11 protein-coding genes are annotated in these 13,169 nt (G+C 69.9%); 3 read left to right on the plus strand and 8 right to left on the minus strand.

Annotated features, from left to right (window positions below; genetic code table 11):
* Window positions 1-14: 14 nt before the first annotated feature.
* The 6 genes from dxs to dut form a co-directional block, all read right to left on the minus strand.
* On the minus strand, window positions 15-1,961 hold the full coding sequence (gene dxs, locus B0B15_RS09750; RefSeq protein ID WP_076675585.1) for a 1-deoxy-D-xylulose-5-phosphate synthase: 1,947 nt from the start codon (window positions 1,959-1,961) through the stop codon (window positions 15-17).
* A gap of 173 nt (window positions 1,962-2,134) precedes the next feature.
* A complete protein-coding gene (locus B0B15_RS09755) occupies window positions 2,135-2,314 on the minus strand; it encodes a hypothetical protein (protein WP_076675587.1) in 180 nt (59 codons plus the stop codon).
* Window positions 2,315-2,447: 133 nt separating this feature from the next.
* Window positions 2,448-5,288 carry an aconitate hydratase AcnA gene (acnA, locus tag B0B15_RS09760; protein ID WP_076675588.1) on the minus strand — a complete coding sequence of 947 codons (2,841 nt, stop codon included), beginning with the start codon at window positions 5,286-5,288 and terminating at the stop codon, window positions 2,448-2,450.
* Window positions 5,289-5,421: 133 nt separating this feature from the next.
* On the minus strand, window positions 5,422-6,177 hold the full coding sequence (locus B0B15_RS09765) for a DUF3159 domain-containing protein (RefSeq protein WP_076675590.1): 756 nt from the start codon (window positions 6,175-6,177) through the stop codon (window positions 5,422-5,424).
* A complete protein-coding gene (locus tag B0B15_RS09770) occupies window positions 6,174-6,809 on the minus strand; it encodes a DUF3710 domain-containing protein (RefSeq protein ID WP_076675591.1) in 636 nt (211 codons plus the stop codon). Before B0B15_RS09770 ends, B0B15_RS09765 begins: the two co-directional genes overlap by 4 nt.
* Complete coding sequence (gene dut, locus B0B15_RS09775; protein WP_076675593.1) at window positions 6,806-7,261, minus strand: dUTP diphosphatase; 456 nt, start codon at window positions 7,259-7,261, stop codon at window positions 6,806-6,808. Before dut ends, B0B15_RS09770 begins: the two co-directional genes overlap by 4 nt.
* 12 nt (window positions 7,262-7,273) lie before the next feature.
* Between dut and B0B15_RS09780 the strand changes: the two genes are divergently transcribed.
* Window positions 7,274-7,765, plus strand: coding sequence for a DUF3093 domain-containing protein (locus B0B15_RS09780; RefSeq protein WP_076675594.1), 492 nt, complete (start codon window positions 7,274-7,276; stop codon window positions 7,763-7,765).
* On the opposite strand, the gene B0B15_RS09785 is transcribed toward B0B15_RS09780, so the two are convergent.
* Complete coding sequence (locus B0B15_RS09785) at window positions 7,740-8,033, minus strand: DUF4193 domain-containing protein (RefSeq protein WP_055837222.1); 294 nt, start codon at window positions 8,031-8,033, stop codon at window positions 7,740-7,742. The genes B0B15_RS09780 and B0B15_RS09785 overlap by 26 nt on opposite strands.
* Window positions 8,034-8,254: 221 nt before the next feature.
* On the opposite strand from B0B15_RS09785, the gene sepH reads away from it, so the two are divergent.
* Window positions 8,255-9,280 (plus strand): septation protein SepH, encoded by a 1,026-nt coding sequence (gene sepH / locus B0B15_RS09790; protein ID WP_076675596.1) that lies wholly within the window; start codon window positions 8,255-8,257, stop codon window positions 9,278-9,280.
* A gap of 116 nt (window positions 9,281-9,396) precedes the next feature.
* On the opposite strand, the gene B0B15_RS09795 is transcribed toward sepH, so the two are convergent.
* Window positions 9,397-10,524: an alkaline phosphatase family protein gene (locus B0B15_RS09795; RefSeq protein WP_076675598.1), complete on the minus strand. Its 1,128-nt coding sequence runs from the start codon at window positions 10,522-10,524 to the stop codon at window positions 9,397-9,399.
* Window positions 10,525-10,594: 70 nt separating this feature from the next.
* Between B0B15_RS09795 and B0B15_RS09800 the strand changes: the two genes are divergently transcribed.
* Window positions 10,595-13,063 carry a DNA gyrase/topoisomerase IV subunit A gene (locus tag B0B15_RS09800; RefSeq protein WP_076675599.1) on the plus strand — a complete coding sequence of 823 codons (2,469 nt, stop codon included), beginning with the start codon at window positions 10,595-10,597 and terminating at the stop codon, window positions 13,061-13,063.
* Window positions 13,064-13,169: the final 106 nt, after the last annotated feature.

Consider the following 13,169-nt stretch of genomic DNA (forward strand, 5'->3'; position numbering starts at 1 on the left):
TCGTCAGCGCGTCGCTATCGCGACTTCTCCCACTCCTCGATCGTGGGGATCGAGCCGGTGGGCGTCTGGCGGGCCATGGGCACACGGGTGCCGAGCACCTGGGCCACCACGTCGTGGGCGATCTTGGACGCCGTGAGGCCGGCATCCTCGAGGATCTGCTCGCGGGTCGCGTGATCGATGAACTCGTCGGGGATGCCGAGCTCGTCGACCGCCGTGTCGACTCCGGCCTCGCGCAGGACCTGACGCACGCGGGTGCCCACGCCGCCGACGCGGATGCCGTCTTCGATGGTGATGACGAGACGGTGCTCGCGCGCGAGGTCGACGATCGACGGCTGCACGGGGATGGCCCAGCGCGGGTCGATGACGGTCGCACCGATGCCCTGCGCCTTCAGCCGGTCCGCGACCTCCATCGCGAGGTGCACCATGGGGCCGATCCCCACGAGGAGCACATCGTCGCTGGAGCCGCGGCTGAGCACGTCGACACCGTCGCGCAGGCGTTCGATCGCCTCGACGTCGTCGTTGACCTTGCCCTTGGGGTAGCGGACGACCGTGGGCGCGTCTTCGACGGCCGTGGCTTCGCGGAAGACCTCGCGCAGACGAGCCGCATCGCGCGGAGCGGCGATCCGGATGCCGGGCACGAGCTGCAGCATCGCCAGGTCCCAGATGCCGTGGTGGCTCGGCCCGTCGGGTCCGGTGACGCCGGCGCGATCGAGCACGAAGGTCACACCGGCCTTGTGCAGCGCGACGTCCATCATGACCTGGTCGAACGCGCGGTTCATGAAGGTGGCGTAGATCGCGACGACGGGGTGCAGGCCGCCGAAGGCGAGACCGGCGGCGGATGCCACTGCGTGCTGCTCGGCGATGCCGACGTCGTAGACGCGCTCGGGGAAGCGCTCGGCGAACTGCTGCAGGCCTGTCGGGCGCAGCATGGCCGCCGTCATGGCGATGACGTCGTCGCGCTCGGCGCCGACCTTCACGAGCTCCTCGGCGAACACGTCGGTCCACTGCAGACCCCCGCCCGATCCGAGTGCCTCACCGGTGATCGGGTCGATCTTGCCCACGGCGTGGAACTGATCGGCCTCATCGCTCATGGCCGGCGCGTAGCCGCTGCCCTTGTCGGTGATCGCGTGGACGATGACGGGGGCACCGTAGGACTTGGCGAGCTCGAGCGTCTCGATGAGCGACTCGAAGTCGTGGCCGTCGATCGGCCCGAGGTACTTGATGTCGAGGTTGCTGTACAGCGCCTCGTTGTTGGTGAAGCGAGAGAGGAACCCGTGGGTGCCGCCGCGGACACCGCGGTAGACCGCGCGAGCGGCGGGGCCGAGTCGGCGGAAGAGCGTGTCGGAGCCGCGATGCAGCGTGCGATAGGCCTCGTTCGTGCGCACGCGATTGAGGTAGCGCGCCATCCCGCCGATGGTGGGCGCGTAGGAACGGCCGTTGTCATTGACGACGATGACGAGGTTGCGGTCGTTGTCGTCGCTGATGTTGTTGAGCGCCTCCCACGTCATCCCGCCGGTGAGGGCGCCGTCGCCGACGACGGCGACGACGTGACGATCGCGGCGTCCTGTGCGGCTGAAGGCTCGCGAGACGCCGTCGGCCCAGCTCAGGGAACTCGACGCGTGCGAGGACTCCACGACATCGTGCTCGCTCTCGGACCGCTGGGGGTAGCCGGCGAGTCCCCCGCGCGAGCGGAGCTTCTCGAAGTCCTGGCGGCCGGTCAGCATCTTGTGCACGTACGACTGATGACCGGTGTCGAAGATGATGGGGTCGGCCGGCGAGTCGAAGACCTTATGCAGCGCGATCGTCAACTCGACGACGCCCAGGTTCGGACCGAGGTGCCCACCGGTGCGGGCGACGTTCTCGACGAGGAAGGCCCTCACCTCGGAGGCCAGCTGACGCAGCTCGTCAGGGCGCAGACGGTCGAGGTCACGGGGGCCGTGGATGCCGGGTAGGAGAGCCATGTGACTCCTCTCGTGCGGGGCGCGCAGGGGTCTGCGCGTCTGTCGATTCTAGTCTCCGGGGGCCTCGCGGGCCCGGCAACGGCTTGCCCATCGTGCTCCGGTAGTGTCCGGACTCACGCAGTCGGTGGGCGTCGGAAGGCGGCACCACAGGGATCGCGGTGCCGCCCTCGGGCTCAGTCCATCCATCCCGCCAGCACGTTCTGGACACGCCAGATGACGTTGTACAGATTGAGCGGAGCCTCGTCGATGGGCCGCCACGGCTGGCCCACGTGGGCGGTCCACTCCGGGATCCGGCCGCAGCAGAGACGGTGACCCGTCAGGCGGAAGACGGCGTTGGCGAATGATCTGCGCACAGAGGTGTCCCCTCGTCGGTCGCCGGCCCCGGATGGGGCTGGCGTTGGCAGATCGTCATGAGCCAACTGTACCGGAGGGGGAACGAAGGTGCCCCGGGAGCACGAGGCTCCCGGGGCACCGGACGTCCATCGCTCAGACGAGCGAGCGCAGCACGTACTGCAGGATGCCGCCGTTGCGGTAGTAGTCGGCCTCACCGGGGGTGTCGATGCGGACCACGGCGTCGAACGTGATGGTCTGCTTGCCCTCGGGCGAGAACTCGCTCGGCTCGGCGGTGACCTTCACGGTCTTCGGGGTGACGCCCTCGTTGAGCTGCTCGATGCCCTCGATCGAGACGATCTCGGTGCCGTCGAGGCCCAGCGACTTCCAGCTCTCGCCGGCGGGGAACTGCAGCGGGACGACGCCCATGCCGATGAGGTTCGAGCGGTGGATGCGCTCGAAGCTCTCCGTGATGACGGCCTTCACACCGAGCAGGTTCGTGCCCTTGGCCGCCCAGTCACGAGACGAGCCGGAGCCGTATTCCTTGCCGCCGAAGATCACCAGCGGTGTGCCCTGAGACTGGTAGTTCTGGCTCGCGTCGTAGATGAACGACTGCGGCCCGCCGGGCTGCGTGAAGTCGCGGGTGAAGCCACCCTCGACGACCTGGCCGTCGTTGACGGCCGCCGTGAGCTCGTTCTTCAGGCGGATGTTGGCGAACGTCCCGCGGATCATGACCTCGTGGTTGCCGCGGCGCGAGCCGTAGGAGTTGAAGTCCTTCTGCGCGACGCCGTGCTCGGTCAGGTACTGCGCGGCGGGCGTGCCCGCCTTGATGTTGCCGGCCGGGCTGATGTGGTCGGTCGTGACCGAGTCGCCGAGGGTCGCCATGACGCGCGCACCGGTGATGTCGGTGACCGGCGAGGGCTCCATCGACATGCCGTCGAAGTAGGGGGCCTTGCGCACGTAGGTGGAGTCAGCATCCCACTCGAAGACGGGACCGGTGGGCGTGGGCAGGTTCTTCCAGCGCTCGTCACCCTCGAAGACGGTGGCGTACTGCTGGATGAACTGCTCGCGCGAGATCGACGCGTCGATGATGGTCTGCACCTGGTCGGGAGCGGGCCAGATGTCCTTCAGGAAGACGTCGTCGCCGTTCTGGTCCTTGCCGAGGGCGTCGGTCTCGAAGTCGAAGTTCATCGACCCGGCGAGGGCGTAGGCCACCACCAGCGGCGGGGACGCCAGGTAGTTCATCTTCACGTCGGGGCTGATGCGGCCCTCGAAGTTGCGGTTGCCCGAGAGGACGGCCGTGACGGCGAGGTCGTTCTCGTTGATCGCCTCGGAGACCTCCTCGATGAGGGGGCCCGAGTTGCCGATGCAGATCGTGCAGCCGTAGCCGACGGTGTAGAAGTCGAGGCCCTCGAGAGCCTTGTCGAGACCGGACTTCTCGTAGTAGTCGGTGACGACCTTCGAGCCGGGTCCGAGCGTCGTCTTGACCCACGGCTTGCGCTTCAGGCCCTTGTCGACGGCGTTCTTGGCGAGCAGGCCCGCCGCGATCATGACCGAGGGGTTCGACGTGTTCGTGCACGAGGTGATGGCGGCGAGGGTGACCGCGCCGTTGTCGAGCAGGTACGACTGGCCGTCGGGCGTGGTGACCTTGACGGGGTTCGACGCGTTCGCGGGGTGGCCCGACGAGATGAGCACCTCGCTCTCGGTGACCTCCTCGTGCTCCTCCCCGGGAACCGAGCCCGGGTCGGATGCCGGGAACGTGCCGTCGACCTCGAGGTCGACGATCGAGTCCGAGACCGACGTGCCGGCGTAGTTGAGGATGTCCTTCTCGAACTGGTTCTTGGCCTCGGACAGCAGGATGCGGTCCTGGGGGCGCTTCGGGCCGGCGATCGAGGGGACGACGGTTCCGAGGTCGAGCTCCATGTACTCGCTGAACACGAGCTCGCGGTCGGCGTCGTGCCAGAGCTTCTGCTCCTTGGCGTACGCCTCGACGAGGGCGACGGTCTGCTCGTCGCGACCGGTGAGGCGCAGGTAGTCGAGAGTGACGTCGTCGATGGGGAACATCGCCGCGGTCGAGCCGAACTCCGGGCTCATGTTGCCGATGGTGGCGCGGTTGGCCAGCGGCACCGAGGCGACGCCCTCGCCGTAGAACTCGACGAACTTGCCGACGACGCCGTGCTGGCGCAGCATGTCGGTGATCGTGAGGACGACGTCGGTCGCGGTGACGCCCGCGGGGATCTCGCCGCTCAGCTTGAAGCCGACGACGCGCGGGATGAGCATCGACACGGGCTGGCCGAGCATGGCCGCCTCGGCCTCGATGCCGCCGACGCCCCAACCCAGCACGCCGAGGCCGTTGACCATCGTGGTGTGCGAGTCGGTGCCGACGCAGGTGTCGGGGTAGGCGCGGAGCACGCCGTCGACCGATCGGTCGTAGATGACCTTGGCCAGGTGCTCGATGTTGACCTGGTGGACGATGCCCGTTCCCGGGGGGACGACCTTGAAGTCGTCGAACGCCGTCTGGCCCCAGCGCAGGAACTGGTACCGCTCGCCGTTGCGTTCGTACTCGATCTCGACGTTGCGCTCGAGGGCGTTCTCACTGCCGAACAGATCGGCGATGACCGAGTGGTCGATGACCATCTCGGCGGGCGAGAGCGGGTTGATCTTGTTCGGGTCGCCGCCGAGCGCGGTGACGGCCTCGCGCATGGTGGCGAGGTCGACGATGCACGGCACGCCGGTGAAGTCCTGCATCACCACGCGAGCCGGGGTGAACTGGATCTCGGTGTCGGGGTCGGCCGTGGGCACCCACGAGCCGAGCGCCTCGATCTGCTCCTTGGTGACATTGGCACCGTCCTCCGTGCGGAGCAGGTTCTCCAGCAGCACCTTCAGGCTGAAGGGGAGCTTCTCGTGACCGGCGACCGTGTCGATCCGGAAGATCTCGTAGTCGGTGCTGCCGACCGTCAGGGTGCTCTTTGCACCGAAGCTGTCAACCGTGGACACGATCGTCTCCTTCGTCGGCGAATGCGCAGGCGTCGGCCCGCATTTCTCCATCTTCCCCGCGCTGCACGGCCGATTCCAGGAAGGTCGACCTAACCGATCGGGGGGACGGATTTATCTTGATGTCAAGATAATATCAGGACTCTCGGCGTGGGGAGAGAGATCGCACCACGAGCCAGGTGACGGCGAGCATCGGGGCGAACAGCGGCAGGCCCATGACGATCTTCAGCGTGCCCAGCGCTGTGACGTCGCCCGCGAAGTACAGCGGGAGCTGCACCACGAGACGTGCGGCGAAGAGGGCCGCCCACGCGACCGAGAGCCATGTGTAGGCGCGCTTCTTGCGGCGGTCGGCCCGCCAACGCGTGCCCTCGCCCAGGATGTACCCCGCAGCGAGGCCGATGAGCGGCCACCCGACGAGCGCGGACACGAGGAACGCGGTGCCGTACGCCCCGTTGGTGAAGAAGCCCAGCACGAAGTTGTCCTGGCCGCGCCCGGTGACGAGGGCCAGGACGGCGGCTCCGACCGTGGCCAGCAGACCGCCGATCGCGGCGCTCGGCGGCGACTTCGCGACGAGACGGGCGAGGGTGAACACCACGGCGAGTCCGACCGACACGCCGAGGCTCAGCCACAGGTTGCCCTGGCGCGTCTCGGGGTCGATCGTGACCGTGAAGAGCACGACGAACGCCAGCGAGGGCAGCACCGATTCCAGGATGCCGCGCCACCCGCCCATCGCGGACCACACCGCGGCTCCCGTGCTGCCGTGCGCCGCCGGGTCGAGGCCGGCCCGACGCGCGGCGTTTCCGAGGGCCGCACCCACGCTGTCGGCCGCGGACGGCGGCTCCAGCGGGACGCGGTCGGCGTCGGACGCTGGGCGGGCGGACTCGTCGCTCATGCGGTGCCGGGGGTCGACGGCATCCGGAGCGGGATGAGGTCGCGGGGCGGCATGGGAGACGAGCCCCGCACGACGACGATCGAGCGGAAGAGGTCTTCGACGGCGGCCGCGGCTTCGACGTCGCTCGTCGCCGCTCCCCCGACCACTCCACGGAGGAACCACCGCGGACCGTCGACGCCGACGAAGCGCGCGAGGCGCTTGTTCGTCCCGTCGGGACCGCCGGCGACCGGAACCTCGGCGAGGAGTTCGGGTCCGAGAGGGCCCTCGCGTTCCTCCACGCGACCGCCCTGCTGCTTCACCTGCTGACGGATCTGCTCGCGCGTCTCCTCCCACAGCCCGCTCGTGCGCGGAGCCGCGAAGGGCTGCACCTGCAGGGTCGAGTCGGCGTAGTCGAGCCCGACGGCGACGATGCGCTTGGTCTGCTCCTCGACCTCGAGGCGCAGGTTCAAGCCCTCGCGCGGGAGGATCTTTATGCCGCCGAGGTCGATGTAGGGCCGGACGGGGTTGGCCTCCGACTCGTCGAAGGGCCCCGCGCTGTCGCGGTCGACCGGGGCGCTCTTCGCGGGGGGCGCCAGTTCGGTGCCGGGATCCTCGGGTGCTGGGGTGGGGGTGGGTTCAGGCGCGTCGGTCATCGGGTGCTCCCTTGCAGGCTCTGGTATCCGCTCGATCCGAAACCGCCATCGCCGCGCACGCTGTCGGGGAGTTCGTCGACGAGGACGAAGCGCACGGGCGGGACGGGCATCACGATGAGCTGGGCGATGCGGTCTCCGACCGCGATGTCGTACGCCTCGTCGAAGTCGGTGTTCAGCAGCGCGACCTTGATCTCGCCGCGGTAGCCCGCGTCGATCGTGCCGGGCGCGTTGACGATGGTGATGCCGTGCTTCGCGGCGAGACCGCTGCGCGGCACGACGAACGCGGCGAAGCCCTCGGGCAGCGCGATGCGCACGCCGGTGCCCACGAGCGCACGGCGGCCGGGTTCGAGGCGGACCGCCTCGGCGGCGGTCAGGTCGGCGCCGGCGTCGCCGGGGTGGGCGAAGACCGGGGGCTCGGATGCGACAATTGGGACGTCCACCGTTTCGGTCACCCCACGAGGGTAATGCAGAAGAGGGGGTGCGGCATCCGCACCGCAGCCGAGTATCGAGAGCGTCTGAGCCCGTCGCTGTGGGCGCTCGTCGCCGCGGCCGTATGCGGTCCGATGGCGGCCGTCGTCTTCTCTCCGCTCGACACGACGTTGGCGCTGTTCATCGGGCTCGTCGTCTCGGTGGCGATCGTGGCGGGGCTGCTCGCGATCTCGCCCGTCGTCGAGGTCCGCGACGGAGAGCTGCGCGCCGGCCGGGCACATATCCCCGTGGAGTACCTGGGTGCTCCTGTCGGCGTCGTCGCCGAGGAGGCCCGTACGGCCCGTGGGAGTGGTCTCGACCATCGGGCCTGGCACGTGATCCGGGGCGGGATCGACGGCATCGTCACGGTTCCGGTGACGGATCCCGACGACCCGACCCCGTCGTGGGTGGTGTCCACCCGCACGCCGGATCGCCTCGTCGCGGCGATCCAGCGCGCTCAGGTCAGGCTGCGCACTCCAGGCAGATGAAGCCGGGGCCGCTCTCCTCCGCGATCTGGGAGCGGTGCTTCACGAGGAAGCAGTTCATGCAGGTGAACTCGTCCTCCTGAGCAGGCAGGACGACGACATCGAGTTCGATGTCGGAGAGGTCGGCGCCGGGCAGTTCGAAGCCCGAGGGGTTGTCGGCATCCTCGTTGTCGATCGACCCCGACGCCTTGTCGGGCACGCGCTCCTTGAGGGCCTCGATCGACTCGCTGTCGTCCTCGGTCTTGCGCGGTGCGTCGTAATCCGTTGCCATGCGTGCAGGTCTCTACTTCCGGTTTTCGTGGTGCTGTGCCCCATCGGGTGCCCGATCGGGCGGCCATAGTTTGCATGACACGTCTGCGATAAGCAAATGCTCTCGAGCGTGCGTGCGTGTCGGGCGAGACGGGAAACTCGCGGCGCGCCCCGGATATTCCCGGAACCGGGCGGGGTGCATGTCAGCATGGGCGCTGACCGCAGATCGGAGGGGTGTTTCGCATGGAACAGCTCAAAGTCATCGGAACCGAAGATGACGTCCTCGTCGTCGCGACGCAATCGGGCGAACGCTTCGCCCTCGCGCTCGACGAGGTGCTGCGCGCCGAGGCGCGCCGCGCGCGCCGGGACCGTGAAGACGACGACCGCGCGCCGCGCCCCAGCCCCCGGGAGATCCAGGCCCACATCCGGGCAGGGCTCTCGGCGCGCGAGGTCGCGACCCTGTTGAACGCCCGCGTCGAAGACGTGGAGCGTTTCGAGGGGCCTGTTCTCGCGGAGCGCGAACACGTGGTCGCCCAAGCTCTCGCGGTGCCCGTGCTGCTCGGCGGCACGCTGGAGCACGACGCCCCCATCACCTTCGGAGCCGCCGTCCGCGCGAAGCTCGCCGAGGCCGGGGCCTCCGCCGAGCGGTGGACGAGCTGGAAGGAAGGCTCGGGCTGGATGGTGAAGCTGGAGTTCACCGCGAACGGCATCGAGCACGATGCGCGCTGGGGCTTCGAGCCGCGGCGCAGCAGCCTGTCGCCGCAGAACGCCGACGCGATCCAGCTCTCTCGCCAGGGATCCCTCCCGGAGGGGCTCATCCCCCGCCTGCGTGCCCTCGACAACGTGCCCAAGGACGACTCCCGCTTCGACAGCGGAGCGTTCGGTCCCCGCCGGCTCGACATCGACGACGAACCCGGCGTCGAAGCGACCGGCCCGGTGGCGCCGGCCGTGCAGGCCGCCGCGATCAAGCGTGCGCCCGACGCCCCGGTGGCGTCGTCCGAGACCGCCGACCTGCTCGAGGCGCTACGTCGCCGACGAGGACAGCGGGAGCCCCTGCCCGGAATGACCGAGGCCGAGCCCGAGCCGCGTCCGGCGACCACGCCGGTCGCGCTGTTCGACGCCGTCGAGCCCGGGTACGTCGACGACAAAAGCGATGACGCGGTCGAGCCGGAACGTCCTCAGCCCGACACCGCCCGTCGCGCCAAGGGCCGTCCGTCGATGCCCTCGTGGGACGAGATCGTGTTCGGAGCGCGCACCGACGAAAGCTGAGGCGCCCGGTCGGATACGGGATGCCACGGGTCGGCCGTCGAGGCGCGCCGGCATACCCGCGTACAGCGGCGCCGTGCGATCGGGCGGGGTTCTGCCGGCCAGTGCGCCGGCTGGAGTCAGGAGAAGGCGCCGAGGCGAAGCAGGGGCACCGTGCGCTCCTCATCGGTGAGCGAACCGTGCTGGCCCACCATGCGCTGCGGACGTTTGTCGGGCTCGCGGTCGTCGTAGTAGGCGAAGCGTCCGCGTGCGGCGACCACCACATCGCCGATGCGGTCCCGGACTTCGTCGTCCACCGGTCCGAAGAGCCCAGCTGCGACGGCCTCGTCGCGCGTCAGCACCCACGCCCGCGCGGCTTCGTCGTTCTTCCAGCGCGAGGCCATGGCATCCGCCCGTCCCTCGTGCGCGTAGAGGTGGAGCATGCGCGGTTCACCGCCGATGAGGGCGACGTCATCGAGGAGGGGATCGCCGTCGCGCAGCAGGACGTGCTTGTGCGCCGGCACGTCGACCATGCCGTGATCGGCCGTGACGACCACACCCGTGCGGGGTCCGATGGTCTCGGCGAGACGCCGGGCGGCGGCATCCACCCGTTCGAGGGCGTCGGTCCAGCGGTCGGACTCCCACCCGTCGCGGTGCCCGGCGGTGTCCAGCTCGGGCGCGTAGAGATATGTGATGGACCCCGGATGCCGCGCGGCCAGATCGGCCGCCAGGCGCACGCGTTCGTCGAGGTCGTCGGAGGGGAAGAACTCCGCGCCTCGGAGCGTCGCTTCGGTGAATCCGGTGCCGGTGTAGCTCGCCCGCGAGACGACGAAGGCGTCACGGCCGGATGCGGCGTGCGTCTCGAAGAGCGGCGTGCGGCGCTGCCACCTGTGCGGGTCGAGCCCGTCGGTCTCCCACCCGTGCAGCTGATCGGGCGCGAGATCGGTCCCGGGGATGCGCGCGCGGTAGCCGACGATGCCGTGGGCGCCGGGGGCGGTGCCCGTGAGCAGGCTCGTGAGGGCCGCCGCCGTCGTCGACGGGAACACGGTGCGGGCGACATCGCGACGGCCGCCCACGGCGCCGAGGAAGCGCGCATGACCGCGACGGGCGGCCAGGTTGTGGGCCCCGAGCCCGTCGACGAGGAAGACGATCGCGCTCTGCGCGGGTGCGAACCAGTCCGAAGAACCCGTCAGGGCGGCGATCGACTGCTCCACCACACCGGTGAGGCTCCGGGAGCGCGGCGGGTCCGCCGGTAGGCTGAGAGACATCGGAGCAAGTCTTCCACACGGCTCCCGACCCCGTCCCGACCGGACGCCCGCCCGACCCGAGGCCGTTGATATGCCCGTTTCCCGTTCCTCCTCCGCCGCGACCGGCTCGCCCGTGACCGAGCGCATCGAAGACGTCGATGTCTCGACCGAGATGCAGGGGTCGTTCCTCGAGTACGCCTACTCGGTCATCTACTCCCGTGCGCTGCCCGACGCCCGCGACGGGCTGAAGCCCGTGCAGCGGCGCATCCTCTACCAGATGGCCGAGATGGGCCTGCGCCCCGACCGCGGACACGTCAAGAGCGCGCGCGTGGTCGGCGAGGTGATGGGAAAGCTGCACCCGCACGGCGACGCGCCCATCTACGACGCCCTCGTGCGTCTCGCGCAGTACTTCTCGCTGCGGGTCCCCCTGGTCGACGGCCACGGCAACTTCGGTTCTCTCGACGACGGTCCGGCGGCGCCGCGTTACACGGAGGCACGCCTCGCGCCCCCGGCCCTCGCCCTCACCGAGAACCTCGACGAGGACGTCGTCGACTTCATCCCGAACTACGACGGGCAGTTCCAGCAGCCCGAGGTGCTGCCGGCGGCCTTCCCCAACCTCCTCGTGAACGGGGCGACGGGTATCGCCGTCGGGATGGCGACCAACATGGCGCCGCACAACCTCGTCGAGGTCGTCGCCGCGGCCACGCACCTGCTGCAGAACCCGGATGCCACGGTCGAGGAGCTCATGGAGTTCGTGCCGGGTCCCGACCTCCCCTCGGGCGGCATCATCGTCGGCCTCGACGGCATCAAGGACGCGTACACGAACGGCCGTGGCACGTTCCGCACGCGAGCGAAGGCGTCGATCGAGTCGCTGGGGCCGCGCCGCACCGGCATCGTCATCACCGAACTGCCCTACCTCGTCGGTCCGGAGCGGGTGATCGAGAAGATCAAGGACGCGGTGCAGGCGAAGAAGCTCGCCGGCATCGCCGATGTCACCGACCTCACCGACCGCAACAATGGCCTCCGCCTGGTCATCGGCATCAAGACGGGATTCGATCCGAAAGCCGTGCTCGAGCACCTGTACCGGTTGACGCCGCTCGAGGACTCGTTCGGCATCAACAACGTCGCTCTCGTCGACGGCCAGCCGCAGACGCTCGGACTGCGCGACATGCTGCGCGTCTACATCGACCACCGCATCCGCGTCGTCACGCGTCGCAGCGAGTACCGCCTCGCGCGCAAGCGCGAACGCCTGCACCTCGTCGAGGGGCTGCTGATCGCGATCCTCGACATCGACGAGGTCATCCAGGTCATCCGCTCCTCCGACGACGGAGAGCAGGCCCGCACCAAGCTGCAGGAGGTCTTCGACCTCTCGCATCCGCAGGCCGAGTACATCCTCGAACTGCGCCTGCGGCGCCTGACGAAGTTCTCGCGCATCGAGCTCGAGGCCGAGCGCGACCAGTTGAACGCCGAGATCGCTCAGCTCGTCGAGCTGCTCGGGAGCGAGACCCTGCTCCGCCAGCAGGTGGCGAAGGAGCTGGATGCCGCAGCCGAGGCGTACGGAACCCCTCGCCGCACTCTGCTGCTCAACGGTGGACCGGTTCAGCCCCGATCCGCGCGCGCCGCGGCCGCCGCCGACCTGCAGATCGCCGACGCCCCGTGCCGGGTGTACCTGTCGGCCACCGGGCGCATGGTGCGCGCCGAGCTACTGGCCGACGCCCCGGGCGGAGGGGTGGTCGCTCCGACCCGACGGTCGAAGCACGACGCCGTCCGCTCGGCCGTCGACACCACCACGCGCGGCGACATCGGCGCCGTCACCTCGGCCGGCCGCCTCGTGCGGTTCTCCCCCGTCGACCTGCCCTCCGTCCCGGCCAACTCGGTGCACCTCAGCGCGGGCACGAAGGTCGAGCAGTACCTCGCCCTCGCCAAGGGCGAGAGCGTCGTCGCCCTCGTGCCCCTCGTCGATGCACCGACGATCGCCCTCGGTACCGCGCAGGGCGTGGTCAAGCGCGTAGCCGCGACCGAGCTCGGCACGAAGGACGAGATCGAGATCATCTCGCTGCGCGACGGCGATCGGGTCGTGGGCGCAGCTCCCGCCGGTGACAACGCCGAGTTGGTGTTCGTCGCCAGTGACGCGCAGCTGCTGCGCTTCGAGGCCTCGTCCGTGCGGCCGCAGGGGCGGTCCGCCGGGGGGATGGGCGGCATCCGGCTCTCCGACGGCGCGCGCGTGATCGCGTTCGCGGTGGTCGGCGCTTCGGCGTTCGATGCGGTCGTGGTCACTGTCGCCGGGTCGTCCGCGGCCCTTCCCGGAACGGATGCCGGGACGGCGAAGGTGTCGGCGTTCACGGAGTTCCCCGCCAAGGGCCGTGCCACCGGTGGGGTGCGCGCGCAGCGCCTGCTCCGCGGGGAAGACGCCCTCACCCTCGCCTGGGTCGGGACGGACCCCCGGGCCGTGGGCGCGGACGGCTCCGTCCGTGCGCTGCCGGAGTCGGGTGCGAAGCGCGACGCCTCGGGTCAGCCGCTCGAGGCCGTCGTCGGCGCGATCGGCACCGTGGTTCGCTGACGGGAGTCCCCGGGTGGGGTGCCCTTCGCCACGGGGTCCCGCCCTGCACGACGGCGGCGCGACGTCGATGACCCGCCGGGCGCAGCGGCATGGCCGGCAGGCTGTC

The organism is Microbacterium sp. RU1D (assembly GCF_900156435.1).
Classification (GTDB): domain Bacteria; phylum Actinomycetota; class Actinomycetes; order Actinomycetales; family Microbacteriaceae; genus Microbacterium.